This is a genomic window from Blastochloris tepida, from assembly GCF_003966715.1.
Taxonomy (GTDB): domain Bacteria; phylum Pseudomonadota; class Alphaproteobacteria; order Rhizobiales; family Xanthobacteraceae; genus Blastochloris; species Blastochloris tepida.
Window position 1 is genome coordinate 1,290,437 of record NZ_AP018907.1, and the last position, 24,409, is coordinate 1,314,845.

Annotated in this window: 21 protein-coding genes and 1 tRNA gene; 15 read left to right on the forward strand and 7 right to left on the reverse strand. The window is 68.1% G+C overall.

Translation table 11 applies throughout. The features are described 5' to 3' along the window. Positions 1 to 3: 3 nt before the first annotated feature. The 3 genes from BLTE_RS05985 (at position 4) to BLTE_RS05995 (ending at position 3,134) form a co-directional block, all read left to right on the forward strand. Positions 4 to 1,311, forward strand: a complete 1,308-nt coding sequence (locus BLTE_RS05985; RefSeq protein WP_126398461.1) for an FAD-dependent oxidoreductase — start codon at positions 4 to 6, stop codon at positions 1,309 to 1,311. Positions 1,312 to 1,516: 205 nt separating this feature from the next. After that, positions 1,517 to 1,822, forward strand: a complete 306-nt coding sequence (locus tag BLTE_RS05990) for a ferredoxin family protein (protein ID WP_126398463.1) — start codon at positions 1,517 to 1,519, stop codon at positions 1,820 to 1,822. Between the two features lie 127 nt (positions 1,823 to 1,949). Continuing rightward, on the forward strand, positions 1,950 to 3,134 hold the full coding sequence (locus BLTE_RS05995; RefSeq protein WP_126398465.1) for a 4-hydroxybenzoate 3-monooxygenase: 1,185 nt from the start codon (positions 1,950 to 1,952) through the stop codon (positions 3,132 to 3,134). A gap of 77 nt (positions 3,135 to 3,211) precedes the next feature. On the opposite strand, the gene BLTE_RS06000 is transcribed toward BLTE_RS05995, so the two are convergent. Both BLTE_RS06000 and BLTE_RS06005 read right to left on the reverse strand, forming a co-directional pair. Continuing rightward, positions 3,212 to 3,973, reverse strand: a complete 762-nt coding sequence (locus BLTE_RS06000) for a L,D-transpeptidase (RefSeq protein ID WP_126398467.1) — start codon at positions 3,971 to 3,973, stop codon at positions 3,212 to 3,214. 643 nt (positions 3,974 to 4,616) lie between these two features. Next, positions 4,617 to 4,691: transfer RNA gene (locus BLTE_RS06005), tRNA-Asn, on the reverse strand. A gap of 430 nt (positions 4,692 to 5,121) precedes the next feature. On the opposite strand from BLTE_RS06005, the gene BLTE_RS06010 reads away from it, so the two are divergent. The 4 genes from BLTE_RS06010 (at position 5,122) to BLTE_RS06025 (ending at position 11,320) form a co-directional block, all read left to right on the forward strand. Next, positions 5,122 to 5,721, forward strand: a complete 600-nt coding sequence (locus BLTE_RS06010; protein WP_244600136.1) for a protein-L-isoaspartate O-methyltransferase family protein — start codon at positions 5,122 to 5,124, stop codon at positions 5,719 to 5,721. Positions 5,722 to 5,885: 164 nt separating this feature from the next. Then, positions 5,886 to 7,283: a TolC family outer membrane protein gene (locus tag BLTE_RS06015; protein WP_126398471.1), complete on the forward strand. Its 1,398-nt coding sequence runs from the start codon at positions 5,886 to 5,888 to the stop codon at positions 7,281 to 7,283. Positions 7,284 to 7,818: 535 nt separating this feature from the next. Further along, positions 7,819 to 8,427 carry a PopZ family protein gene (locus BLTE_RS06020; protein WP_483189278.1) on the forward strand — a complete coding sequence of 203 codons (609 nt, stop codon included), beginning with the start codon at positions 7,819 to 7,821 and terminating at the stop codon, positions 8,425 to 8,427. Positions 8,428 to 8,548: 121 nt separating this feature from the next. Beyond that, a complete protein-coding gene (locus BLTE_RS06025; protein WP_126398475.1) occupies positions 8,549 to 11,320 on the forward strand; it encodes a valine--tRNA ligase in 2,772 nt (923 codons plus the stop codon). Between the two features lie 62 nt (positions 11,321 to 11,382). On the opposite strand, the gene BLTE_RS06030 is transcribed toward BLTE_RS06025, so the two are convergent. After that, a complete protein-coding gene (locus BLTE_RS06030) occupies positions 11,383 to 11,991 on the reverse strand; it encodes a DNA-3-methyladenine glycosylase (protein ID WP_126398477.1) in 609 nt (202 codons plus the stop codon). A gap of 287 nt (positions 11,992 to 12,278) precedes the next feature. On the opposite strand from BLTE_RS06030, the gene BLTE_RS06035 reads away from it, so the two are divergent. Next, the gene (locus BLTE_RS06035) at positions 12,279 to 12,665 is read left to right on the forward strand and encodes a hypothetical protein (protein WP_126398479.1); all 387 of its coding nucleotides are present in this window, start codon (positions 12,279 to 12,281) and stop codon (positions 12,663 to 12,665) included. Then, the gene (locus BLTE_RS06040; protein WP_126398481.1) at positions 12,652 to 13,500 is read left to right on the forward strand and encodes a tetratricopeptide repeat protein; all 849 of its coding nucleotides are present in this window, start codon (positions 12,652 to 12,654) and stop codon (positions 13,498 to 13,500) included. The genes BLTE_RS06035 and BLTE_RS06040 overlap by 14 nt, the downstream gene beginning before the upstream one ends. Before the next feature lie 88 nt (positions 13,501 to 13,588). On the opposite strand, the gene BLTE_RS06045 is transcribed toward BLTE_RS06040, so the two are convergent. Next, positions 13,589 to 14,413 carry an exodeoxyribonuclease III gene (locus BLTE_RS06045; protein WP_126398483.1) on the reverse strand — a complete coding sequence of 275 codons (825 nt, stop codon included), beginning with the start codon at positions 14,411 to 14,413 and terminating at the stop codon, positions 13,589 to 13,591. 26 nt (positions 14,414 to 14,439) lie between these two features. Beyond that, complete coding sequence (gene erpA / locus BLTE_RS06050; protein ID WP_126398485.1) at positions 14,440 to 14,769, reverse strand: iron-sulfur cluster insertion protein ErpA; 330 nt, start codon at positions 14,767 to 14,769, stop codon at positions 14,440 to 14,442. A 99-nt stretch (positions 14,770 to 14,868) separates the two neighbouring features. Here erpA and BLTE_RS06055 point away from each other — a divergent pair, with 99 nt between their 5' ends. The 6 genes from BLTE_RS06055 (at position 14,869) to scpB (ending at position 22,257) form a co-directional block, all read left to right on the forward strand. Continuing rightward, entirely contained in the window at positions 14,869 to 16,047 is a 1,179-nt protein-coding gene (locus BLTE_RS06055; protein ID WP_126398487.1) for a deoxyguanosinetriphosphate triphosphohydrolase, read from the forward strand. A gap of 136 nt (positions 16,048 to 16,183) precedes the next feature. Then, the gene (gene argS, locus BLTE_RS06060; RefSeq protein WP_126398489.1) at positions 16,184 to 17,944 is read left to right on the forward strand and encodes an arginine--tRNA ligase; all 1,761 of its coding nucleotides are present in this window, start codon (positions 16,184 to 16,186) and stop codon (positions 17,942 to 17,944) included. A gap of 82 nt (positions 17,945 to 18,026) precedes the next feature. After that, a complete protein-coding gene (locus tag BLTE_RS06065) occupies positions 18,027 to 19,538 on the forward strand; it encodes an SPOR domain-containing protein (RefSeq protein WP_126398491.1) in 1,512 nt (503 codons plus the stop codon). 94 nt (positions 19,539 to 19,632) lie between these two features. Further along, positions 19,633 to 20,664, forward strand: coding sequence for a beta-N-acetylhexosaminidase (gene nagZ / locus BLTE_RS06070; RefSeq protein ID WP_126398493.1), 1,032 nt, complete (start codon positions 19,633 to 19,635; stop codon positions 20,662 to 20,664). Next, positions 20,645 to 21,454, forward strand: coding sequence for a segregation and condensation protein A (locus tag BLTE_RS06075; RefSeq protein ID WP_126398495.1), 810 nt, complete (start codon positions 20,645 to 20,647; stop codon positions 21,452 to 21,454). The genes nagZ and BLTE_RS06075 overlap by 20 nt, the downstream gene beginning before the upstream one ends. Beyond that, positions 21,451 to 22,257, forward strand: coding sequence for an SMC-Scp complex subunit ScpB (gene scpB, locus BLTE_RS06080; protein ID WP_244600137.1), 807 nt, complete (start codon positions 21,451 to 21,453; stop codon positions 22,255 to 22,257). Before BLTE_RS06075 ends, scpB begins: the two co-directional genes overlap by 4 nt. Positions 22,258 to 22,495: 238 nt before the next feature. On the opposite strand, the gene BLTE_RS06085 is transcribed toward scpB, so the two are convergent. Further along, positions 22,496 to 22,738 carry a hypothetical protein gene (locus BLTE_RS06085; protein ID WP_126397733.1) on the reverse strand — a complete coding sequence of 81 codons (243 nt, stop codon included), beginning with the start codon at positions 22,736 to 22,738 and terminating at the stop codon, positions 22,496 to 22,498. A 2-nt stretch (positions 22,739 to 22,740) separates the two neighbouring features. Further along, the gene (gene tnpC / locus BLTE_RS06090; RefSeq protein ID WP_126398497.1) at positions 22,741 to 24,390 is read right to left on the reverse strand and encodes an IS66 family transposase; all 1,650 of its coding nucleotides are present in this window, start codon (positions 24,388 to 24,390) and stop codon (positions 22,741 to 22,743) included. Positions 24,391 to 24,409 lie beyond the last annotated feature (19 nt).

The following is a 24,409-nucleotide window of genomic DNA, read 5'->3' on the forward strand; positions in this document are numbered from 1 at the left end:
GCCATGATCGAAGAAAAATTCGACGCGATCGTCATCGGCGCCGGCATGGCCGGCAATGCCGCCGCTCTCACCATGGCCAAGCGCGGCATGAAGGTGCTGCAACTGGAGCGCGGGGAATATCCCGGCTCCAAGAACGTGCAGGGCGCCATTCTCTACGCCGACATGCTGGAGAAGATCGTTCCCGACTTCCGCGAGGAGGCCCCGCTCGAACGCCACATCGTCGAGCAGCGCTTCTGGATGATGAACGACACCTCGCACGTCGGCCTGCAGTACCGCTCCGACGACTTCAACGAGGAGAGGCCGAACCGCTACACCATCGTGCGGGCGCAGTTCGACAAGTGGTTCTCGAAGGAGGTGCAGAAGGCCGGCGCCCTGGTGCTGTGCGAGACCACCGCCATCGAGCTGGTGCAGAACCCGCAGGGCAAGGTGATGGGCGTGCGCACCGACCGCAAGGGCGGGGAGGTGCACGCCGACGTGGTGGTGCTGGCCGAGGGCGTCAACGGCCTGCTCGGCACGCGCGCCGGCCTGCGCGAACGGCCGGCACCCGAGAACGTGGCGCTGGCGGTGAAGGAGATGCACTTCCTGCCGCGCGAGACCATCGAGGCCCGCTTCAACCTCAATGGCGACGAGGGCGTGGTGATCGAGGCGGCTGGCACCATCTCGAAGGGGATGACCGGCGTCGGCTTCATCTACACCAACAAGGAGAGCATCTCGATCGGCCTCGGCTGCCTCGTGTCCGATCTCAAGGCCACCGGGCAGACCCCCTACGGCCTGCTCGAAGCCTTCAAGCGCCACCCCTCGGTCGCGCGGCTGATCGAGGGCTCCGAGGTCAAGGAATATGCCGCGCACCTGATCCCGGAAGGCGGCTACAACGCCATTCCGCAACTCTATGGCGACGGCTGGGTGGTGGTGGGCGATGCCGCCCAGCTCAACAATGCCGTCCATCGCGAGGGCTCCAACCTCGCCATGACGTCGGGCCGCATCGCCGGCGAGGCGATCTTCCAGATCAAGTCGCGCAAGGAGCCGATGACGGCCGATAACCTGAAACTCTACAGGAAGATGCTCGACGACTCCTTCGTGATGAAGGACCTGAAGAAGTACAAGGACATGCCGGCATTGCTGCATACCTCGTCCAAGAACTTCTTCCTCACCTATCCGGAGCTGATCGCCAAGGCGATGCAAACCTATGTGCGGGTGGATGGCGTGCCGAAGCTCGACAAGGAGAAGGCGACGGTCAAGTCGTTCAAGTCCGCCCGTTCGCTCACCGGGCTGGTCGGCGACGCTTTCCGCTTCGCCCGCGCTTGGCGTTGAGGCAAGAACTGGCGTTGAGGCAAGAACTGGCGCTGAGGAAAAACTGGCGCTGACGGAAACACCGGGGTCCGGTCTTGCGTCCGGCAGGATGACAAGACCGGCGCCGCCGGAAGGTCCTTGAGAGGCCGCGTGTCCGGCAAGGACAGGCGGTTCCGCAGAGACGGAAAGTCGTCTCGTACAGACGGGAAGTTTTGGAGAACCGACGATGGTTGAACCCCCGAAAGTCGATGAACCGCGCGTCGAGGACAAGCTGTTCCAGAACCGCTATCTGGTCGATGCCGGCCGGCCGCACGTGAAGATTCGTGCCCATATCGAGCCGTCGCCGGAACTTCTTGCGCTGATCAAGATCTGTCCGGCGCGGTGCTATGAGCTCAATGCCAAGGGCCAGGTCGAGGTGGCGCCGGACGGCTGCATGGAATGCGGCACCTGCCGGGTGATCGCCGAGCCGACCGGCGACATCGAGTGGGGTTACCCACGCGGCGGTTACGGTGTCCTGTTCAAGTTCGGCTGAGGTAACCTCCCGATACGCCGTCTTTGCGGTGTGACATTTTGCGCTTGGCCGGTGTTTGGCCATTGCGCTGCGGCTCAGTCTGCTAAGCTCCACGCCCAGTTCGACTTGTTGGAACTGGGGTGGTACCATGCGGACGCAAGTCGGGATCGTCGGGGCGGGGCCGGGCGGCCTGCTGCTGGCCCATCTGCTGCAGCGGGAAGGTATCGAGTCGATCGTGCTCGAGACCGCATCCCGGGCAGCCGTCGAAGGCCGGGTGCGGGCCAGCGTCCTGGAATACGGGACCGCCCGGCTGCTGGTGCAGGCCGGCGTCGGAGCCCGCATGGAGCGGGAGGCGCTGGTGCAGCACGGCATCGTGCTGCGTTTCGGCGGGGTGCCCCACCGCATCAATTTCGCCGAGCTGGTGGACGGCCGCGGCGTGGTGGTGTGGGGCCAGCACGAGGTGGTCAAGGACCTGATCGCCGCCCGGCTCGATGCGGGCGGCGACATCCGCTTCGACGTCTCCGACGTGGCGCTCGCCGACATCGAGAGCAAACGACCCAGCATCCGGTTCCGGCACGGCGGCGAGAACCACGTCGTAGAATGCGATGTGATCGCCGGCTGCGATGGCTTCCACGGCATTTCGCGGGGGGCGATTCCGGGCGGGGCGCTGCAGGTGTTCGAACGCCTCTATCCGTTCGCCTGGCTCGGCATCATGGCGGACGCGCCGCCGCCCGCCGACGAGCTGGTCTATGCCCATCATCCGAGCGGCTTTGCGCTCGCCAGCATGCGCTCCCAGCGCATTTCCCGGCTCTATATCCAGGTCAGCCCGGGCGAGGATCTCGCCTACTGGTCGGACGCCCGCATCTGGGACGAACTTGACCAGCGGCTGGTCGGCCCGGACGGCGGGTTCACGCTGGCCGAGGGGCCAGTGCTGCAGCGGGGCATCACGCTTCTGCGCTCCTTCGTCGTCGAGCCGATGCGATACGGCCGGCTGTTTCTGGTCGGCGATTCCGCCCATGTGGTGCCGCCGACCGGCGCCAAGGGCATGAATCTGGCGATCGCCGACGCCGCGGTGCTGGCACGCGGGCTCGTCGCCCTGTTCAAGACCGGCGACACCGCCCTGGTCGACCACTATTCGGAGGTCTGCCTGCGCCGGGTATGGGCGGCGGAGCACTTTTCCTGGTGGATGACCCGGCTTCTGCACCGCGGGCCGTTCGACACGCCGTTCGACCAGCGCCGCCAGCTCGCTGAGCTCGATCGCCTCGTCAGCTCGCCGGCCGCCGCCGCCGCCCTGGCCGAGGCCTATGTCGGCCGGCCGCTGGAGCATGCGTGAGGGACCTCGCCGAATGCGAAAATCCGGCCCAGTGGGCCGGATTTCCGGTCTTGCGGCGTGTGGCCTGATCAGCCGGCCTACATCACCACCACCTTGGTGCCGACCTTCACCCGCTCATAGAGGTCGATGACATCCTCGTTGCGCATGCGGATGCAGCCCGAGGAGACGGCCTGACCGATGGTCTCGGGCTCGTTGGAGCCGTGGATGCGGTACATCGACGAGCCGAGATACATGGCGCGGGCGCCGAGCGGATTGGCCGGTCCGCCCGCCATGTATTCCGGCAGGTCGGGGCGGCGCTTGAGCATCTCCGCCGGCGGCCGCCAATCGGGCCATTCGCGCTTGGCGGTGATCTCCTTCACGCCGCGCCACTCGAACCCGGGCCGCCCGACGCCGACGCCATAACGAATCGCCTTGCCGCCCGACTGCACCAGGAACAGGAAGCGGTTCTGGCTGTCGACCACCACCGTGCCGGGGCCGTGGGGGCCTGAATAGTCGACGAACTGGCGCTCATAGCGCGGATCCAGACCGGAGGACGCGCGGCTGTCGTAGCCGCCCGAGCGATTCCAGCGCGGATCGTTGGCCGTGCTGCGCGAGGACTGTGCGCCCCAGGTGCTGCCGGCGGGGCGCTGCACCATATTGGGATCGCCGCGCCCGGTGAACAGGAACTCGATGAAGCCGCCGCCATAACCGGGCGCGGAGTCCTGCTGGCGCGCCGCCACCTCGATCACCTCCGCCTCGAACTCCGGCTGGTAGACCGGGGCCGTGGCCTGGACCGGGCGCGTATCGCGCGCGACGGCGGGCTGCGCCCGCTGGGCACGCAGTTCGGGAGCATAGATCATGAGGGGGCCGGCCCATCCGGGCTGGGCGGAACCGAATGTGCTGCCGACTGCGGCCAGCACGCAACAAATCCAAGCTGCTTTTTTCATCGACGTACTCGATACGCTCTCGCCGAACCCAAAGCATTCACCGCAAAATTGGAGCCGGTCTTGCGGAAATGAATGCGATAACTCAGGAATCTGGAACGCCGTCTGATCCCGTTAAGATCGGCGGACGCGCCACGCCGGTTGTTCTCCAACCGCACGAGCAGGTTAGCGTCGAAGCGCAACTGCGTGGTTAATTGGATTGTTCAAGTGTTTTAGGAAAGTCTGTTCCAAGATCGCACGTGATCTGATGGTTTCTGCTTCGTCAACGCTGGCGGATCTTGGTTAATGCAATGTGATGCGGCTTCCGGTCGACCGCCCGAGCATGCCGGAAACGGTCCCGCCGAAAAATCCTCGATCGAGGAGTGGGTTGTCAGTGAACGGCGTAGGGTTCGAACGCCTGATCGGTCGCAAACCGGCTGAGGACGCCCGGCGTCGCGCGTCGGGGGCGTGGATGCCGTTCCGGTGGATTGCGCCGAATCCCTGCGGCCGGCGTGGCGGACGCGCTGCTCGCGAAGGGACGGGTCTTTGAGAGGGCGCGTGGCCCATTTTGGGTGGAAAATGGCTCCCCGGGCCGGATTCGAACCAGCGACCAACCGGTTAACAGCCGGTTGCTCTACCGCTGAGCTACCGGGGAACGGCACCCATGGTGTGGGGCGCATATAGCAAGCACTTCGGCCGTTGCCAAGAACCTGTCAGATTCCGGCGAGGCAGATTCCTGCCTGTGGAGGTCCGGCCTGTTGAAATCCGGCCGTCGGATTCCGGCCTGCTGGAGTTGTTCACGCCGGCTTTCCGCCCGCCAGGGCCCGCCTTTGGCGCCATCTCCACCTGTGGAAACCGGGCGCGGCGTCGCCCTTTCACGACAGGCCTGAGCGAGGGCGGGCGGGGGCAGCCGGCCGAATCGGGTGCCGATTCGTCATGGCCAAGCCCACGCGCTGTTGCACCCGTGGCACGATCCGGCCAAATTCCGGAAAACCGTTTCCGGGAAGCAGCGGGGCAGGGCTCTCATGATCGATTTCGTCACCCTCAGGCGGAACATGGTGAACGGGCAGGTGCGGACGAACGGGGTGACCGACCCCGCTCTGATCGCGGCGCTGATGGAGATTCCGCGCGAGGCGTTCGTGCCCGAATCGCAGCGGGCGCTCGCCTATCGCGACGACGACCTGCCGATCGGCGGCGAGGGGCCGCGCTATCTGCTCGAGCCGCTGACGCTCGCCCGCATGATCCAGGCGCTGAACCTGCAACCGGGCGAGCGCGTGCTCGATGTCGGGTGCGGCAGCGGCTATGCGGCGGCGCTGCTGGCGCGACTCGCCCAGTCGGTGGTGGCGCTCGAGGCCGATCCCGTGCTCTCCGGTGAGGCTGCCCGCCTGCTCGACCGGCTGGCGGCCGGCAACGCCACGGTGGCGGCCGGCCCGCTCGCGGCCGGCTGGCCGAAGGCCGGGCCGTTCGATGCGATTCTCGTCGAGGGAGCCGTCGAGGACGTGCCGCAGGCATTGTTCGGCCAGTTGAAGGACAATGGTCGGCTGATCGCAGTGGTGGGGTGCGGCGGCTCGGGACGGGCGGTGTTGTATCGTGCGCTCGGCCGGACGATCTCCTCCCAGGCCTTGTTCAATGCTGCGATCCCGGCTCTGCCCGGCTTTGAAAAGCCGAAAGGCTTTGTGTTTTAGAGCCCTGCGCCTGTGTGTCATTTTTGCTTCACTGGCGCGGGAAACAGCGCGAGAGGGCATCTGCCGGTTTATTTTTCGCCCACGCTGCGGCTATTTTTGCCCCGGTCGTGAGGAACATGTTTCCAATACAGATTCGTTTCGGGCGAACGGAGAAGGGGTCTCACATGCCGACGGCGACAGGAATCAGGGTTGCCGTGCTGGGAGTATTGGCGCTCGCGTTCGCGGGCGAGGCTCAGGCGCAGACGCTTGATAGCGCCCTGGCACAGGCCTATCGGAGCAATCCGGAGCTCAATTCGCAGCGCGCCGCCCTGCGCGCGGTCGATGAGAACGTGCCGCAGGCGCTGTCGGGCTATCGTCCGCGCATCAACGCCACCGCCGATGTCGGCAATCAGTCGCTGACCACCAAGACCTGGACCAGCACCACGCCGCCGCGGACGCTTCAGACCAATCGCGACGCCCTGAATCCGACCGGCTACGGGGTGAGCCTGTCGCAGACGGTCTACAATGGCGGTCAGACGACCAACCGGGTGCGTCAGGCCGAGGCGCAGGTGATTCAGGCGCGCGAGACGCTGCGAAATACCGAGCAGAACATCCTGCTCGATGGCGTCACCGCCTTCATGAACGTGCTGCGGGATACCGCGATCGTGAAACTGCGGCAGCAGTCCCTCGCGGCCTTCGAGGAGCAGTTGCGGGCCACCCGCGACCGCTTTCAGGTCGGCGAGGTGACGCGCACCGACGTGGCGCAGGCCGAGGCCCGACTGGCCGGGGCCCAGTCGCTGCTGCTGGCTGCCAATGCCCGGCTGCAGACCTCGCGCGCCCAGTATCGGCAGGTGATCGGCAGCGAGCCCGGCAAGCTGGTACCCGGCCGCCCGGTCGACAAGCTGCTGCCCGCCAGCCTGGACGCGGCGGTAGCCACCGGCCTGTCCCGCCATCCGGCGATCGAGGCGGCCAAGAACGGTGCCGATGCGGCGCTGCTGCAGGTGAAGGTCGCCGAGGGCAGCCTGCTGCCGGTGGTGACCCTCGAGGCGAATTATCTGCGCCGGTTCGAAGGGTCGTCGCAGCTCGAGGATTCGATGACGGCGCAGGTGGTCGGACGACTGACCGTGCCGATCTATCAGGGTGGCTCCGAGTATTCGACCATCCGCCAAGCCAAGGAAACGCTCGGCCAGAAGCGGCTCGACGTAGACGTGTCGCGCGAGCAGGTGCGGGCGGCGGTCGTGCAGTCCTGGGGCGATCTTCAGGCCGCCAAGGCGCAGATCGAGGCCGAGCAGGCGCAGGTTCGTGCCAACGAGATCGCCCTGGAAGGCGTGAAGGAAGAGGCCCGAGTCGGCCAGCGGACCACGCTCGACGTGCTGAACGCCCAGACCGATCTGGTCAACTCGCAGGTCGCCCTGGTGACGGCGCAGCGCGACCGCGTGGTAGCGTCCTATTCGGTGCTCAGCGGCATTGGCGGGCTGTCGGCCAAGCAGCTCGGCCTCAATGTCCAGGAGTATGACGACACGGTGCATTACCGTCAGGTCCGCGATGCCTGGATCGGCGTGCGTACCCCGGACGGCAAGTGAGGGCGCGCTCCAGGCGCCCACCCGAGACCGTTGCGAGCGTTCGGCTTCGGACCTTGCCTGATGCGAACCCGGCCCATCGGCCGGGTTCTCGCATTCCGGGCGGCGGTACGTCCGGGCAGCCCGGTGCCGGCAACCGCGAAACGCTTGCCGGTCGATCCCTTCGGAATACCGGAAACCGCGTGATCGGCCGGAGACCGTATGGACGGGGCGCGTCCCATTGTGTCGCCGGTGTCGGGCTGGCCGAGGGTTTCGAGCCGGGATGGTCAGCCGGTCATCGACGGCCGGTTGATGCGGGGTTGGGCAGATGGACCAAATCCCGGGTAAATTTCGGTCGCAGCCGCTCAAGGTCCCGGTTCGTCCCGTCCCATCCACAGGCTGTTGCTTGCCTTCGGGCCTTCCGATGACATACTTCGATGCGTAAGAGCCCGGGATTGCAGCGATTCTCTCCAGGCCGCGCCAAGAGCAACCCTGTCGGGTCGATGGCGGGAAGAAGGCAGAGGCCATGACTCAAAGTGCGCGTGCACAGGAACCGTCGATGGAAGAGATTCTTGCTTCCATCCGGCGGATTATCGCCGACGATGAGCCCCCCAAGACGGCGCCCGCTCCGGCAAAGCCGGAGAGCGCGGCCCCGCCGTCTCAGCCACCGTCTGCACAGGCTGCGGAGGACAATGTGGCGATGGGGCAGGACGACATTGACGCGCTGCTGTCGGGGTTCGACGAGAAGGTGGCAGAGCCGGCGCCGGCATTGTCCCAGGTGCTGGAACTGACCGACGCGGTGCCGCTGCCGGTGCAGCCCAAGGCGAATGGCGTCAGCCGCGTCGAGCCGCGCGAGGACGTGATGTTCCGCGAGGTCGATGAGCCGCCGCCCGCGCCGATGCCGCGCGCGGCGTCGCCGTCCTTCCCGGTCGCCGAGGCGGCATCGGCCGGATCGCCGATCCTGTCGCAGGCGGCGAGCGCCGCGGTCTCCGCCGCCTTCGGCTCGCTCACCCACACCATCCTGTCCAACAATGCCAGGACGCTCGAGGATCTGGTCCAGGACATGCTGCGGCCGATGCTGAAGCAGTGGCTGGACGAGAACCTGCCGACGGTGGTCGAGCGGCTGGTACGGGCGGAAATCGAGCGGGTTTCGCGCGGGCGGGGCTGATGGCCGCCTGACGCCGGCCCCACCGGCACGGCGAGGTGCCTGAAGGCCGCGCTTAATGATTGACGCCGGAGCGGCGGTCGGCTTCTGTCGCGCCCGTTCCAGCGCGTACGGGTTCACGATCATGATGGAAAAGACGTTCACGCCGGCCGAAGTCGAGGCCCGGATCAACGATGCCTGGACGGCGGCCGAGGCGTTCAAGGCCGGCCGGCCGGACCGGGCCGAGGCCGCTCCCTATACCATCGTGATTCCGCCGCCGAACGTCACCGGCTCGCTGCACATGGGTCACGCCCTCAACAACACGTTGCAGGACGTGCTGTGCCGGTTCGAGCGCATGCGCGGCCGCGACGTGCTGTGGCAGCCCGGCACCGACCATGCCGGCATCGCCACTCAGATGGTGGTCGAGCGCCAGCTGATGGAACGCCAGGAGCCGGGCCGGCGCGACATGGGGCGCGAGGCGTTCCTCAAGCGCGTCTGGGCGTGGAAGGAGCAGTCGGGCGGCACGATCGTCGGCCAGCTCAAGCGGCTGGGCGCCTCCTGCGACTGGTCGCGCGAGCGCTTCACCATGGATGAGGGCCTGTCGCGGGCCGTGCTCAAGGTGTTCGTCACGCTCTATCGCGACGGGCTGATCTACAAGGACAAGCGGCTGGTCAACTGGGACCCCAAGCTTGGCACCGCCATCTCCGATCTCGAGGTCCAGCAGGTCGAGGTCAAGAGCAGCCTCTGGTATTTCGACTATCCGCTGGCCGACGACCCCTCGATCAAGATCACCGTCGCCACCACCCGGCCGGAGACCATGCTGGGCGACACGGCGGTTGCCGTGCATCCGGACGATGAGCGCTACAAGGATCTGGTCGGCCGCGAGGTGCTGCTGCCGCTGGCCGGCCGGCGCATTCCCATCGTCGCCGACAGCTATTCCGATCCCGAGAAGGGCACGGGCGCGGTCAAGATCACGCCGGCGCACGACTTCAACGACTTCGAGGTCGGCAAGCGCCATGGCTTGCGCATGATCAACATCCTCGATGCCGAAGCGAAGATGCTGCTGGCCGGCAATGAGGAGTTCCTGGCCCACCTCGAAGGCGGCGCCGACCTCGACGAGGTGCTGGGGCTGCACGGCATCGACCGGTTCGAGGCGCGAAAGCGCATCGTGGCGATGATGGAGGCGCGCGGCCTCGTCCACAAGATCGAGCCGCACACCCACATGGTGCCGCACGGCGACCGCTCGGGCGTGGTGATCGAGCCGTGGCTGACCGACCAGTGGTATGTCGACGTCAAGCCGCTGGCCGAGCGGGCGCTGAAGGCGGTGCGTGACGAGCGCACGGTGTTCGTGCCGAAGAACTGGGAGAAGGTCTATTTCGACTGGCTGGAGAACATCCAGCCCTGGTGCATCTCGCGCCAATTGTGGTGGGGCCATCAGATCCCGGCGTGGTACGGGCCGGACGGCAAGGTGTTCGTCGCCGAGACCGAGGACGAGGCGCTGGCCGACGCGCTGGCCTGGTACACCGAGCAGGAGGTGATCGAGCCCAGCGAGGGCATCGCGATCGCCGAGGATCCGGATCGTCGCGCCACCTTTCTCACCCGCGACGAGGACGTGCTCGACACCTGGTTCTCGTCGGCGCTGTGGCCGTTCTCGACGCTCGGCTGGCCGGACGAGACGGCGATCCTCAAGCGCCACTATCCGACCAACGTGCTGGTCACCGGCTTCGACATCATCTTCTTCTGGGTCGCCCGGATGATGATGATGGGCCTCTACTTCAGGGATGAGGTGCCGTTCTCGACCGTCTACATCCACGCCCTCGTCCGCGACGAGAAGGGCGCCAAGATGTCGAAGTCGAAAGGCAACGTCATCGATCCTCTGGAACTGATCGACCAGTACGGCGCCGACGCGCTGCGCTTCACCCTGGCCGCCATGGCCGCCCAGGGCCGCGACATCAAGCTCGCCACCAGCCGCGTCGAGGGCTACCGCAATTTCGCGACCAAGCTGTGGAACGCCGCCCGCTTCTGCGAGGTGAACGGCTGCGCCCGGGTGGCCGGGTTCGATCCGGCCGCGAGCCGCGAGATGCTGTCGCGCTGGATCGTCGGCGAGGCGTCGCGCGCGGTCACCGAGACCACGGCGGCGATCGAGGCCTACCGCTTCAACGAGGCGGCCGGCGCGGTCTATCGCTTCGTGTGGAACGTGTTCTGCGACTGGCACCTGGAGCTGGCCAAGCCCGTGCTGACCGGCCCGGACGGCCCGGCCAAGGACGAGATCCGGGCGGTGACCGCCTGGACGCTCGACGTCATCCTCAAGCTGCTGCACCCGTTCATGCCGTTCGTCACCGAGGAGCTGTGGCGGCTCACCGGCGAGACCGGTCCGGCGCGCGAGGGTCTGCTGGCGCTGGCGCCGTGGCCGCAGCTTGAGGGCCTCGGCGATGTCGAGGCGGAGCTGGAGATCGGCTGGCTGGTCGATCTCGTCACCGAGATCCGCTCGGTGCGGGCGGAGATGAACGTGCCGCCCGGCGCCCAGATGCCGCTGGTGCTGGTGGCGCCGTCCGCCGATACCCGCGAGCGCGCCGTCCGCCACATGGACACGCTGAAGCGGCTGGCCCGCCTGTCGGAGGTCGGCTTCGCCGACGCTGCGCCCAAGGGCTCGGTGCAGATCATGGTGCGCGGCGAGGCCGCGGCGCTGCCGCTCGCCGGCGTCATCGATATCGAGGCGGAGTCCGCCCGTCTCGCCAAGGAGGAGAGCCGGGTGGCCGGCGAGATCTCCCGGCTCGACGCCAAGCTCAACAACCCCTCCTTTGTTGAGCGGGCGCCGGAAGAGGTGGTCGAGGAGCAGCGCGAGAAGCGCGAGGAGTATGTCGCGCTCTTGGCAAAGGTGCGCGAGGCCTTGGCGCGGGTGAAGAGCGCGGCCTGACCGCCGGGCTGCCAATCGGGTGGGGATATCGAAAGGCCGGTGCCGCGTGCGCCGGCCTTTTTTCATGTCCGGCTTTTCGGAAACGGCTTCGACAGGAAGCGCGAGCCGGCGAGGCCGTAGCGCCAGGGCTGCTCGGCGGCCCTGCTGATGCCGATGCGCGGGCCGGTCGCGATCGGCACCCCGGCCGGGGCCGACAGCAGCCGGAAGGGCGGGGCGTCGAGCGGCGCGTGGTCGTGGGCGCGGGTCAGGCCCAGCGCCTGGCACAGCCGCCCCGGCCCGGCGCACAGCAGGCGCGGATCGTCGAGGCCGCGCCGCGCCCGCATCGCGTCCAGGCCCAGCGTCGGTTCGATCGCCCGGATCAGCACGGCGCTGGCGACGCCCTCCGGCTCGCAGACGAAGTTCAGGCACCAGTGGATACCATAGGAGCGGTAGACATAGGCGCGGCCGGGAGGGCCGAACATCGCCGCATTGCGCTCGGTCCGCCCGCCATAGCCGTGGCTCGCCGGGTCGTCGGGGTCGTAGGCCTCGACCTCGACGATCAGTCCGCCCGCGCCTTCGACGATGAGCGTGGCGCCGATCAGGGCCGGCGCCACCTCATGGACGCTGCGGGCGAAGAAGGCCGCGTCCAGCGTCTGCGGAGCCGGTCTGTTGCTGGGTTTCGGTGTGCTCACGGAGGGCGGCTCGCCTGTGGCCGGGCGGGGTGATGCGCACTGCGCCGGATGGAACGAAAACTCGGCGGTTGAATTGTTTTCCGAGTGGGGAGGGAGGGAACATAGTTGTTGCTGTTTGGCAACATCTTCACCATTTCAAAAGAGTCCAAGATTAGCCCGTTTTCCGGGCCGCGATCCCGCCACAAAATGAGGGCACGGCTGATCGCGCTGCAGGACGATGGCGTTTTCTCTCTTCCGGGCGGGTGACGTGGCCGCGGGAGACGCCGGGACAGGGCAGGGAAGACGACATGGGCGGCAGGACCGACATTCGGACGAGTGGGAAAGGCATGGCCGTGTGGCCGGCGCCCGCGCGCTGTCGCGAAGCTGTCCCGGGTCTCGATCCTCTCGTCGAGCCGCCGTTGGGCCGTCATCCGCTGCAGGCGGCCACCGCCCACGGCGACGTGCGCAAAGCGGCGTCGCAGTCTGCGATTTTCGCAGATCCGATGCACACGAATTTGAACGGCTGCGCCCCCATTCGGGCCGGCGCGTGCCGCAGAAAAAACGGGAACCGGCGCCAGTCTGAAACTGGTTCGGGGGCCCATGTGATGTTCGCGCGAATGCTCGGCTCCGGACGCCAATGTGCGGCCGGCCATGTTCGCGGACAGGGCGAAAAGAACTGCCATGCGGATATCTGACGGCGTGATCTCGGCCTTGTTCGCCGTCGCTCTGACGGCACCGGTGGCGTTCGCCCTCGATCCCAGCGCCGGACTGGGCGAGCGGTCGGCGTCGGTTGCGCCCGTGCTCGCGCTCGATCCGGGACGGACCGGGGAGCGCTCGACGATCGAGGCGTTCCGCGCCGGCACCAAGTCCTACATGGCCGGCGACAAAGGCGAGGCGCTGAAGTCGCTGCAGTACGCCGCCAATCAGGGCCACACCGGGGCGACCTGGAAGCTCGGGCGGATGTATGCCGACGGCGACGGCGTGCGCCGCGACGAGCTCAAGGCGTATGAGTACTTCCGCCGCATCGCCAACCTGCACGCCGACGACGCGCCCGGCAGCCCGCAGGCGCCGTTCGTCGCCAATGCGTTCGTCGAACTCGGCGGCTTCTTCCTGCGCGGCATCCCCAATACCGCGGTGGTGCGCGATCCGGTGCGTGCCCGCGAGATGTTCCACTATGCGGCGTCGTGGTTTGGCGACGCCGATGCGCAGTACCATCTCGCTCGCCTCTATCTGGAGGGCGTGGGCACCGAGCGCGAGCCGCTGACGGCGGCCCGCTGGCTCGGCCTCGCGGCGCAGAAGGGCCAGTATCAGGCACAAGCGCTGCTGGGCGCTCTGCTGTTCAAGGGCGAGGGCGTGCCGCGTCAGGCGGCGCGCGGGCTGATGTGGCTCACCTTGGCGCGCGAGGCGGCGGCGACCGCGGATGATGGCTGGATCGTCGATACCTACGACAATGCCTTCAAGGTCGCCACCGAGGACGAGCGGGCGGTTGCGCTCACCTATCTCCAGCAGTGGTTGAAGATCTATCGCTGAGTCTCTGTCGATTCGCTGCTTCGCGGGATTTGGCCCGGCGTGATCGCAGCCGGCGTCACCTCGCTGTGGTGATCACCCGGCTTCCCGTTCAGCTTTCCAGACGCAGGTCCGCCCACACCGGCACGTGGTCCGAGGGCTTGTCGAGCGCGCGGACGTGTTTGTCGATGCCGCAGGCGGTGAGGCGGTCGGCGGCCTCCGGCGACAGCATCAGATGGTCGATGCGGATGCCGTTGTTCTTCTGCCACGCGCCGGCCTGATAGTCCCAAAAGGTGTAGAGCCCCGGATCGTCGGACGCGGCGCGGATGGCGTCGGTCAAGCCGAGCCCAGCCAGTTCCTGGAAGCGGGCGTGCGTCTGCGGCAGATAGAGCGCATCGCCGACCCACTGGGCCGGATCGCGGGCGTCCGCCGCAGTCGGAATCACGTTGTAGTCGCCGGCCAGTATGAACGGCTCTTCAAGGTCCAGACGCGCGCGGGCGTGGGCGATCAGCCGGTCGAACCAGCTCAGCTTGTAGCGGTACTTCTCGGTGTCGGGCGGGTTGCCGTTGGGCAAATAGAGCGAGGCGAAGCGCACTGCGCCGCCGCCGGCCGACACCAACACCTCCAAGAAGCGGGCCTGCTCGTCGGCGTCGTCGCCGGGCAGGCGGACAATGGTCTCGTCGAACGGCAGCTTCGAGAGAATCGCCACGCCGTTGAACGTCTTCTGACCGTGGACGGCAACATTGTAGCCGGCATCCTCGAAGGCTGCGCGTGGGAAGGCGTCGTCGACGCACTTGATCTCCTGCAGCGCCACGAGGTCCGGCCGGCAGTCGGCGAGCCAGCCCAGAACGATGTCGACCCGCTGCTTGATGGAGTTGACGTTCCAGGTCGCGACGCGCACCGGCAGGGCCTTTCCGTTGTTGGGCGTTTCGGTCATCCCGGCCACGATGAGCCGGCTGCTCGTCAGATCGAGAAGCTGGTGCCGCAGCCGCACTTTGCGGTGGCGTTGGGATTGTCGACCCGGAAGGCCGAGCCGATCAGGTCCTCGACGAAGTCGAGCTTCGAGCCGTCGATGTATTGCAGCGAGATCGGGTCGATCACCACCACCGCGCCATCCTGCTCGATGACGATATCGTCGGCGGTCTTCTGCTGATCGCAAACGAACTTGTACTGGAACCCGGTGCAGCCGCCACCCTCGACGCTGACGCGCAGCACTGAGCCGGCAGGCTCACTGGCCAGAACCTTGAGGATGCGCTTGGCGGCGCGGGGGGTGACGGTGATGCCTGTCGCCATGATGAAGCGGTTCCTGTCGCGAGGCCGTTGCAACCTCTTGAAGCCTGAAGGTAAGTGCGGCGGCGACGCTGTCAAACCCTCTTCCTCCGCAAGGCTGCCATGGCCGTCGATACCCCCGTTCCGCGCGCCCGCTATGCGAGCGACCCCGCCCGCAGCCGGGGACGGCTGCATGCCGAGCCGGAAAGCCCGCCGCGCTCGCCGTTCCGGCGCGATGCCGACCGGATCATTCATTCCACCGCGTTCCGCCGGCTGAAGCACAAGACGCAGGTGTTCGTGTTCGACGAGGGCGACCATTTCCGCACCCGGCTGACCCACACCATCGAGGTGGTGCAGATCGCCCGTTCGCTCGCCCGCGCGCTCGGCCTCGATGAGGATCTGGCCGAGGCGCTGGCGCTCGCCCACGACCTCGGTCACACGCCGTTCGGCCATGCCGGCGAGCGCGAGCTCGACGCGCTGATGGCGCCCTGGGGCGGGTTTGACCACAATGCCCAGTCGCTGCGCGTCGTCACCCGGCTGGAGCGGCGCTACCCCACCTTCGACGGGCTGAACCTGACCTGGGAGACCCTGGAAGGGGTGGTGAAGCACAATGGCCCGCTGGCGCCGGACCATGCGATTCCGCTGGCGATCGCCGAATACCAGACGCTGCAGGACCTGGAGCTGGCGAGCTTCGCATCGGCCGAGGCCCAGGCGGTCGCGGTCGCCGACGACATCGCCTACGACACCCACGATATCGACGACGGCCTGCGCGCCAGGCTGTTCGACGCCGACGATCTGTTGGAAGTGCCGGTGCTGGCGCGGATCTTCGCCGATATCGACCGCGACTATCCCGGCCTGGAATGCAGCCGCCGCGTCCACGAACTGGAGCGGCGGCTGATCACCGAGCTGGTCGGCGATGTCGTGGCCGAGACCGGCCGCCGGATCGCCAAAATCGCGCCCGATTCGGCCGCGGCGGTGCGGGCGGCGGGCCGGCCGGTGGTCGGCTTCTCCGCGGCGATGGCGGTGGAAGAGCGGGCGATCAAGGCGTTCCTGTTTCCGCGCATGTACCGCCACCATCGGGTGGAGCAGGCGATGGCGGCAGCGCGCGCCGCGGTGCGCGAGCTGTTCGGCCATCTCGCCGCCAATCCGCAGGACATGCCGGAGGAGTGGCGGCGCGGGCTGGAGGGGGCGGAGGAGGGCCGGCTCAAGCGGCGCGTCGCCGACTACATCGCCGGCATGACCGACCGGTTCCTGCTGGTCGAGCATGCCCGCTTCTTTGACTCGACCCCCGACTTGCGTTAGAGCGCAACGTGATCCGACTGCGTCAGATCGGGCGCTCTAAGCTTTTGAGATCTCGCGTTTTCTTATGCAAATCCGGTTCCCGCTTTTGCGGAAAACGCTCTAGGCGCCACCCTCGTTTTCCGATACCGAAGCTCCCATGAACATCTTCGCGTCCTATGCCGATCATGTGCGGGCTGCCGTCCGCGCGCTCGCCGAGCAGGGCTTCCTTCCGGCCGGGCTCGACCTCGACCGCGTGGTGGTGGAGCCGCCGCGCGACCCCAGCCATGGCGATCTCGCCACCAATGCCGCCATGGTGCTGGCGAAGGAGGCCAAGGCCAAGCCGCGCGACCTCGCCGAGAGGTTGGCGGAGGAGCTGCGCAAGGCGCCGCACGTCGCCAAGGTCGACGTTGCCGGACCCGGCTTCATCAATCTGACGCTGGCACCGGCGATCTGGCCGGAGGTGCTGGCGGCGGCGGTGGCGGCGGACACGCGGTTCGGCGCCGCCGATCTTGGGCGCAGCCACAAGGTCAATGTCGAGTACGTCTCGGCCAATCCGACCGGGCCGATGCATGTCGGCCATTGCCGCGGGGCGGTGTTCGGGGACGCGCTGGCAAACCTCATGGCGTTCGTGGGTTATGACGTGACCCGCGAGTATTACATCAACGATGCCGGCGCCCAGGTGGACGTGCTGGCGCGCTCGGCCTATCTGCGCTACCGCGAGGCGCTGGGCGAGGATATCGGCGCCATCCCCGAAGGGCTCTATCCCGGCGACTATCTGGTGCCGGTCGGCCAGGCGCTGGCGGCGCACCACGGCGCTGCGCTGCGCGACCTGCCGGAGGCTCAGTGGCTGCCGGTGGTGCGCGCCGAGACCATCGACGCCATGATGGCGGCGATCCGCGAGGATCTGGCTGCCCTCAATATCCGCCACGAAGTGTTCTTCTCGGAGCGGACGCTGACCAGCGGCGCCACCGACAGGGTGGCCGAGGCCATCGCCGCGCTGGAGACGGCCGGGCACATTTACGAGGGCCGGCTGCCGCCGCCCAAGGGCGCGCCGCCCGAGGACTGGGAGGATCGCGAGCAGACGCTGTTCCGCTCCACCGCGTTCGGCGATGATGTCGATCGCCCCTTGAAGAAGTCGGATGGCAGCTACACTTATTTCGCATCCGACATCGCCTACCACTTTGACAAGTTCACACGCGGCTTCACCGATCTGGTGGATGTGTGGGGAGCCGACCATGGCGGCTACGTCAAGCGCATGCAGGCGGCGGTGGCGGCGATCACCGGCGGCAAGGCTGCGCTCGACGTCAAGCTGTGTCAGCTCGTCCGGTTGTTCCGTGGTGGTGAGCCGGTACGGATGTCGAAACGCTCCGGTGATTTCGTCACCCTGCGCGATGTGGTCGATGAAGTCGGGCGCGATGCCGTCCGGTTCATGATGCTATACCGCAAGAATGATGCGGTGCTGGATTTCGATCTGGCCAAGGTGATCGAGCAGTCGCGCGACAACCCTGTCTTCTATGTCCAGTATGCCAATGCGCGCTGCCACTCGGTTTTCCGTAATGTTCAGGCGGCAATGCCGTCGCTGGATGTTTCGGAGCAAGGTTTGAGTGGAGTCGATTTGAGCAAGCTCACCGATTCCGGTGAGATCGACATCATCAAGCAGATCGCGATCTGGCCGCGCATTGTCGAGCAGGCGGCCGTGCATCACGAACCGCATCGCATTGCGTTCTATCTTTACGATCTGGCCAGCGCCTTGCATGCCCAATGGAACAAAGGCAAGGATGCGCCACATTTACGCTTTATTATTGAAAATGATACCTTAATAACAGGGGCGCGCTTGGCGCTCGTCCGAGGTGTGGTCGCGGTTCTCGGTGCCGGCCTGCAAATCCTCGGTGTCGAGCCTGTCGAGGAGATGCGCTGATCGTCCGTCCGGCCTTCGTCGTTGTTCCCGCGCCTGCGCGAGACCGAGGGTGCGGATGCCGGGAGAGAAGGGTCGCGTGCATATGGCCGAATCTCGCTATCGCTATCCGGCCGAAGGCCATGACGAAGCGCAACGCGCCGGCTCGGGAACGGGCCGGCCGGATCGCATCGAGGATCCGTTGGCCGAGCTCGCCCGGCTGATCGGGCAGGAAGATCCGTTCAAGGATTTCGACAAGGCGGAACCCGCGCCGCCGCCGGTGGCGGAGGAATCGCCGCGCGCGTCTGCCGCGGCCGCCCAGGCGTTCGAGCGGCTGTCGCGCCCGTCCCAGGCTGTCGGTAAGGCCGAGGCTGCCAAACCGGATTATTCCAAGACGGACTATTCCAAGACGGACTACGCCAAGTCGGACTACTCGAAACCCGAGTACGGCCGGAGCGAATCCGAGCGCTACGATTACGGCGCAGGCAGCCAGGCCTATGGCGCGGGCGGGCGGGCCGCCAGCCAGGGCGCCGGTGCCTACGCCGCCCAGCCCAGGAGTGCGCCGGCCGCCGCCGACCCGGGTGCTGCGCCGGCCTACACGCCGTCCACTCCGGCCTATACTGCGCCTGCAGCCGCTGCGCCGCGTCAGACCGCGGCCGACCAGACCTACTACCGGAACGATCCGTACCGCCGGCACGAGGATGTCGCCGAGTACGACCGCGACTATGGGGCCGAGGAGCCGGCCTATGATCCCTACTATTCCGAGGACGGCGACATGCCGCCGCACGGGGAGGGGCTCGGCGGACTGCCCGAGCGCAACCGGTCGCGGCTGATCATCATGCTGGTCGGCGGCGTCATCGGCCTCGCAGCGGTGGGAACCGGCGCGGTGTTCGGCTATCGCGCGCTGGTCGGCGGCGGCGAGCCGCCGACGATCAAGGCCGACGCGGGCCCCAACAAGGTGGCGCCGTCCGGACCGCAGGATACGAGCAATCAGAAGCTGATCTATGACCGGGTCGGTGGTGCGGCCAGCTCCGGCAACGAGAACGTGGTGTCGCGCGAGGAACAGCCGGTCGAGCTGGGACGTCCCGGCCAGCCGCGTGTGGTGCTGCCGGGCGGCGTCGACCCCGGCGGCAACGAGCCGCGCAAGGTCCGCACGATGACCGTCCGTTCGGACGGAACCGTGGTGCCGAGCGCGCCGGGCCCCGTCGCCACCACCACCACGCCGGCCCGGCCAGTCACCACGCCGGCGGCGCCGGTCCAGACCGCGCCCGTCCAGCCGCTGGCGGTGCAGCCGCAGCCGGCGACCCCGCGCCCGGTGACACCTGCGCCGGTGCAGCCGCAGCGAACGGCCGCGATTCCGGCCAATGGCGGGTTCGTGGTGCAGGTGTCGGCCGCCCGCTCGGAGGCCGAAGCTCAGGCGGCGCTGCGTTCGGTGCAGAGCAAGTATGGCGACGTCCTGGCAGGGCAGCCGACCAGCGTGCGCAAGGTCAATCTGGGTGATCGCGGTACGTTCTACCGCGCCCATATCGGGCCGTTCGCCACGCGTGAGCAGGCCAACGACCTGTGCAGCAACCTGCGCTCGGCCGGCGGCGACTGTATTGTGCAGCAGCGCAACTGACGAATTCGCTTCGGCATGTCGCTTATATCATGCAGCCGGGACCGCCAGCGGGGTGGTCCCGGCGTTTTCCTGTTGTTCCATCCGGATCTGATCGATGCCTGTGCGCGCCTTCATCGCCGGTCTCGCCGGCTGCCGCCTTACGGCGCCGGAGCGGGAGTTCTTCCGCAGCACAAAGCCGTGGGGATTCATCCTGTTCGCCCGGAATATTGAGACGCCGAATCAGGTTCGCGAACTGGTCGACGAGCTGCGCGAGGCGGTCGGCCGCGCCGATGCGCCGGTGCTGATCGACCAGGAAGGCGGGCGCGTGGCACGTCTGAAGCCGCCGCATTGGCCGGTCTATCCGCCCGCTGCGGCGTTCGGACGGCGCTTTGCATCGGCGCCGGAGGACGCTGCAGCGGCGGCGCGGCTCGGCGCGCGGCTGATCGCCGCCGATCTCGCCGACCTCGGCATCAGCGTCGACTGCGTGCCGTGCGCCGATCTCTCGCTGCCCGAGACCCACGCGGTGATCGGCGACCGCGCGTACGCGTCCGATCCCGAAACGGTGGCGACGCTGGCCCGGGCCGCGGCCGATGGCCTGTTGGAAGGCGGGGTGCTGCCGATCGTCAAGCACATTCCCGGCCACGGCCGGGCCACGGCCGACAGCCATCTCGAACTGCCGGTGGTGACGGCGGCGCGCGCCACGCTGGAGGCGACCGATTTCGCGGCCTTCCGCCGGCTCGCCGACCTGCCGATGGCGATGACCGCCCATGTCGTCTATGCCGACATCGACCCGGACGCACCGGCGACGACCTCGCCCAGGGTGATCGGCGAGGTGGTGCGCGGCACGATCGGCTTCGACGGCCTGCTGGTCACCGACGACCTGTCGATGAAGGCGCTCGGCGGCAGCTTCGGCGAGCGGGTGCGGGCGTCGCTCGCCGCCGGCTGCGACATCGTTTTGCACTGCAATGGCGAGATGGCGGAGATGGCCGAGGTGGCCGCCGCCGCGCCGCCGCTTGCCGGGCGGGCGGCCGAGCGGGCGGCGCGCGCTCTGGCCTGTGCAAGACCGCCTGCGCCGTTCGACGCGGGCGGCGCACGCGCGGCATTCTCGGCTATGATGGCCGGGGGAGATGCCGGCGCGGAGACCTGATTTGACGACGCTCGATGCCGAGTTCGAGAGCCCGCCGGCCGTGGACGCGGACGGCGAGGCGGCGCTCGTCGTCGAAGTCGACGGCTTCGAGGGCCCGCTCGACCTGCTGCTCAATCTCGCCCGCAGCCAGAAGGTGGATCTGGCCAAGATCTCCATCCTGGCGCTGGCCGATCAGTATCTCGGCTTCGTCGAGCGGGCGCGCCAGCTCCGCATCGAGCTGGCCGCCGACTATCTGGTGATGGCGGCGTGGCTGGCCTATCTCAAGTCGCGCCTGCTGCTGCCCGAGCCGCCCAAGGGCGAGGAGCCGAGCGCCGAGGACATGGCGGCGGGCCTGGCGCTGCGGCTGAAGCGGCTGGAGGCGATCCGCGCCGCGGCGGCGAACCTCGCCACCCGCGACCGGCTGGGCCACGAGGTGTTCGCGCGCGGCAAGCCCGAGCCGACGGTGACGCCCAAGCCCGGCTTCACCGCCACGCTCTACGACCTGCTCGCGGCCTATGCCGCCGAGCGGCAGAAGCGGGTGCAGGTGCGCGTCACCGTGGCCAAGCGGCAGGTGTGGTCGCTGGCCGAGGCGCGCGGGCTGCTGCAGCGCCTCGCCGGGGCGGCCGAGGACTGGACCTGCCTCGACGAATACCTGATCCAGTGGACCGTGGCGCCCGAGGCGCGGGCGACGGTACGGGCCTCGAGCCTTGCCGCCAGCCTGGAGCTGGTGCGCGAGGGCGCCATCGACATCGCGCAGGAGCGCCCGTTCGCCCCGGTTTGGGTGCGGCGGCGCCCGGCGGATACGCCATGACGGGGCCGGCCGTGCAGCGAATGGTATCGACAGCCTTGACGACCGACGACGAGACCGCCGGGGCATCCGGGACGCTTGGGGCAACCGGGCCGGCGCCGCGCGAGCAATCGCTGCGCATTCTGGAGGCGCTGCTGTTCGCCGCGTCCGAGCCGGTGGCCGAGGCGGCGCTGGCCGAGCGCCTGCCGGCGGGCGCCGACGTGCCGGGGCTGCTGGCGCGACTGGCCGAGGACTACGCGGCGCGCGGCGTCCATCTGGTGCGGGTGGCCGGCAAATGGATGTTTCGCACTGCGCCGGACCTCGGCTACCTGCTGTCGCGCGGCGCGCCGGAGCCCCGGAAGCTGTCGCGGGCGGCTCTGGAGACGCTGGCCATCATCGCCTATCACCAGCCGGTCACCCGCGCCGAGATCGAGGAGGTCCGCGGCGTCTCGACCAGCAAGGGCACGCTCGACGTGCTGATGGAGACCGGCTGGGTGCGGCTGCGCGGCCGGCGGCGCACCCCCGGCCGGCCGGTGACCTATGGCACGACGGAAACCTTCCTGATCCATTTCGGCCTGGAGTCGATCGGCGACCTGCCGGGCCTGGAGGAGCTGAAGGGCGCGGGCTTTCTCGATGCCCGCCTGCCGGCGAGCTTCACCGTGCCGGTGCCCTCGGACGATCCGGCGCTGCGGCCGGACGAGGATCCGCTGGACGGCAGCGAGGCCGCCGAGCTCGACCTCGGCATGCTGCCGCGCGAACCCGAGGCCGAGGCCGGAGACGACGGCGAGAGCGACGACGGCGAGGCCGGGACACCGCCGGCGCCCTGAGGACCGCGGCTGTATCGCCGCGCCATGACGCGGCTGCCTTTGCACGAGGGCGAACTGGTGACGGTGTGCTTGTCATGGCATGCCTGCGCGCTCTCGCCGTGGTCATCGCCGGGCTTGGCTCGGCGAGCTCGATCGGACCGCGGCGGTATCAGGCGCCCTGACGGCAGCGGCTCGGGGAAAGTGTGTCTCCGGATGCAGGTGTTCTGTATCCCTCCGGCGTGGGCCGCAGGTGGGGCGCTTACGGCTCTGAAGGTCCGAGGAGCGCCGGGTTTGCTTTGTGGATTTTGATGAGTTCGACCAGGGTCTCGATTCCGAAGTCGGTGAACGCCCTGACGGCGGCGTCGCCGACGCCGTAGACCCAGATGATGCCGTCCTCGACGTCCATTTCGTTGGCGACCTGGTGCAGCCAATCTTCGTCTTCGCCGAGGTCCTCGGCGACGCGAGCGATCGTGGTGACGCGGGAGACCTTGTTGACGTGCATGCTCACGCCGCCCGAGCGGAGAGTGCCGAGGGCCGTGGCGCCCAATTCCAGGGCAGGAGGTCATCGAGCCTATGCGCCGGGTGGCTTGGCAGGCGCGCCAGGACGTCGGCCAGCCAGGCCTGCGGATCGATGCCGTTCATCTTGGCCGTGACAATCAGGCTGTACATGGCGGCGGCGCGGTGCCCGCCCCGATCGGACCCGCAGAACAGCCACGACTTGCGACCAAGAGCGATGCCGCGAAGCCCGCGTTCGGCGGCGTTGTTCGACAGGCAAACCCGCCCATCCTCGAGGAACAGCGTGAAGCTCGCCCAGCGCTTCAGGATGTAATTGAACGCCTTGGCGAGGTCGTGCCCGCGCGCGAGCTTGGCAAGCTCCTCGCGCATGTGGCGATGAAGATCCTCGACCAGGGGGCGGCTTCGCTCCTGGCGAACGGCGAGGCGCTGCTGCGCGCTGGTGCCGGTGATCGACCGCTCGATCTCGAACAGCTCGTCGATCCGGCGCACCATCTCGATGGCGATCGGCGAGAGCACGGCGTCCGTCCTGCCGGCGGCCCGGCGCCGCGCCGTCCCCTCGATGTCGGCCATGGCGAAGAACGGCCGCCGCGCGTGGGCCCAACAGGCCGCCTCCCGGATCGGCCCAGGGGCGCGTCCGACCAGGTAGAGCGGGGCGTAGCCGTCATAGGCGTCGGCCTGCAGGATGCCCGCGTAGCCGGCGAGATGCCCCTGGGGGTGCTCGCCCCGGCGGTCGCGCGAATAGTAGAACATCGCCGCCGGAGGATCGGTGCCGCCGAAGGGCCGGTCGTCGCGGACATAGACCCAGCAGCGCCCGGTGTCGGTCTTGCCCTTGGCCAGCACCGGCACGGTCGTGTCATCCGCGTGCAGCCGCTCTGCCGCCATCACATGAGCCTCCAGGCGGCGGAGCAGCGGAGCGAGCTCGCTGCAGACCGCCCCCACGGCGTCCGCCATCGTCGACAGCGCGATCGGCACGCCCTCCAGCGCGTAACGCTCGGCCTGCCGGTTCAGCGGCTGATGCTGGCCGAACTTGTCGACCATGATCATGGCCAGCAGGCTGGGACCGGCCCAGCCCCGCGGGATGCTATGGAACGGCGCCGGCGCCTGGGAGACCGTCTCGCAGTCGCGGCAGCTGAACCTCTCCCGCACCGTCTCGATCACCTTCCACTGGCGCGGGATCACCTCCAGCGTCCGCGTCACGTCCTCGCCGATCTTGCGCAGCCGCGTGCCGCCACAGCACGCGCAGGCCGCCGGGGGATCGATCACCACGCGCTCCCGCGGCAGATGCTCGGGGAAGGTCTGGCGCTCGGCGCGCTTGCGGGTAAAGCCCCGCACGGTCGTCGTCTGGGCGGCGGCCTGTTCGGCCGCGCGTTCGTCCTCGGTCGCGCCCGCTTCGAGCTCCTCGAACGCCAGCGCCAGCTGCTCGATCAGCCGTGCCGCACGTTCCGACCGCTGGCCGTAAATCTGCCGCTCGAGCTTGGCGATCTGCAGCTTCTGATAGGCGATCAGCGCCTGATCTTCCGAGGCCTTGGCGCGCGCCACCGCAAGGTCTGCGGCGACCTCCAGCGTCTTTGCGCGCTCAGCCGCCAACGCCTCCTTCAGCGCGGCGAGTTCGGCGGCAGCATCACCATCGGCGTCCATGCATCCTATGGAATCACAT

Excerpts from the sequence above, each read along its gene's own strand:
- argS (WP_126398489.1), top strand. The coding sequence starts at position 16,184 with ATGAACATCTTCGCGTCCTATGCCGATCATGTGCGGGCTGCCGTCCGC.
- BLTE_RS06040 (WP_126398481.1), top strand. The coding sequence starts at position 12,652 with ATGCGGATATCTGACGGCGTGATCTCGGCCTTGTTCGCCGTCGCTCTG.
- BLTE_RS05990 (WP_126398463.1), top strand. The coding sequence starts at position 1,517 with ATGGTTGAACCCCCGAAAGTCGATGAACCGCGCGTCGAGGACAAGCTG.
- BLTE_RS06065 (WP_126398491.1), top strand. The coding sequence starts at position 18,027 with ATGGCCGAATCTCGCTATCGCTATCCGGCCGAAGGCCATGACGAAGCG.
- BLTE_RS06035 (WP_126398479.1), top strand. The coding sequence starts at position 12,279 with ATGGGCGGCAGGACCGACATTCGGACGAGTGGGAAAGGCATGGCCGTG.
- BLTE_RS06025 (WP_126398475.1), top strand. The coding sequence starts at position 8,549 with ATGATGGAAAAGACGTTCACGCCGGCCGAAGTCGAGGCCCGGATCAAC.
- BLTE_RS05985 (WP_126398461.1), top strand. The coding sequence starts at position 4 with ATGATCGAAGAAAAATTCGACGCGATCGTCATCGGCGCCGGCATGGCC.
- BLTE_RS06015 (WP_126398471.1), top strand. The coding sequence starts at position 5,886 with ATGCCGACGGCGACAGGAATCAGGGTTGCCGTGCTGGGAGTATTGGCG.
- BLTE_RS06085 (WP_126397733.1), bottom strand. The coding sequence starts at position 22,738 with ATGCACGTCAACAAGGTCTCCCGCGTCACCACGATCGCTCGCGTCGCC.
- nagZ (WP_126398493.1), top strand. The coding sequence starts at position 19,633 with ATGCCTGTGCGCGCCTTCATCGCCGGTCTCGCCGGCTGCCGCCTTACG.
- BLTE_RS06075 (WP_126398495.1), top strand. The coding sequence starts at position 20,645 with ATGCCGGCGCGGAGACCTGATTTGACGACGCTCGATGCCGAGTTCGAG.
- BLTE_RS06045 (WP_126398483.1), bottom strand. The coding sequence starts at position 14,413 with ATGACCGAAACGCCCAACAACGGAAAGGCCCTGCCGGTGCGCGTCGCG.
- scpB (WP_244600137.1), top strand. The coding sequence starts at position 21,451 with ATGACGGGGCCGGCCGTGCAGCGAATGGTATCGACAGCCTTGACGACC.
- BLTE_RS06020 (WP_483189278.1), top strand. The coding sequence starts at position 7,819 with ATGGAAGAGATTCTTGCTTCCATCCGGCGGATTATCGCCGACGATGAG.
- BLTE_RS05995 (WP_126398465.1), top strand. The coding sequence starts at position 1,950 with ATGCGGACGCAAGTCGGGATCGTCGGGGCGGGGCCGGGCGGCCTGCTG.
- BLTE_RS06000 (WP_126398467.1), bottom strand. The coding sequence starts at position 3,973 with ATGATCTATGCTCCCGAACTGCGTGCCCAGCGGGCGCAGCCCGCCGTC.
- BLTE_RS06055 (WP_126398487.1), top strand. The coding sequence starts at position 14,869 with ATGGCCGTCGATACCCCCGTTCCGCGCGCCCGCTATGCGAGCGACCCC.
- tnpC (WP_126398497.1), bottom strand. The coding sequence starts at position 24,390 with ATGGACGCCGATGGTGATGCTGCCGCCGAACTCGCCGCGCTGAAGGAG.
- erpA (WP_126398485.1), bottom strand. The coding sequence starts at position 14,769 with ATGGCGACAGGCATCACCGTCACCCCCCGCGCCGCCAAGCGCATCCTC.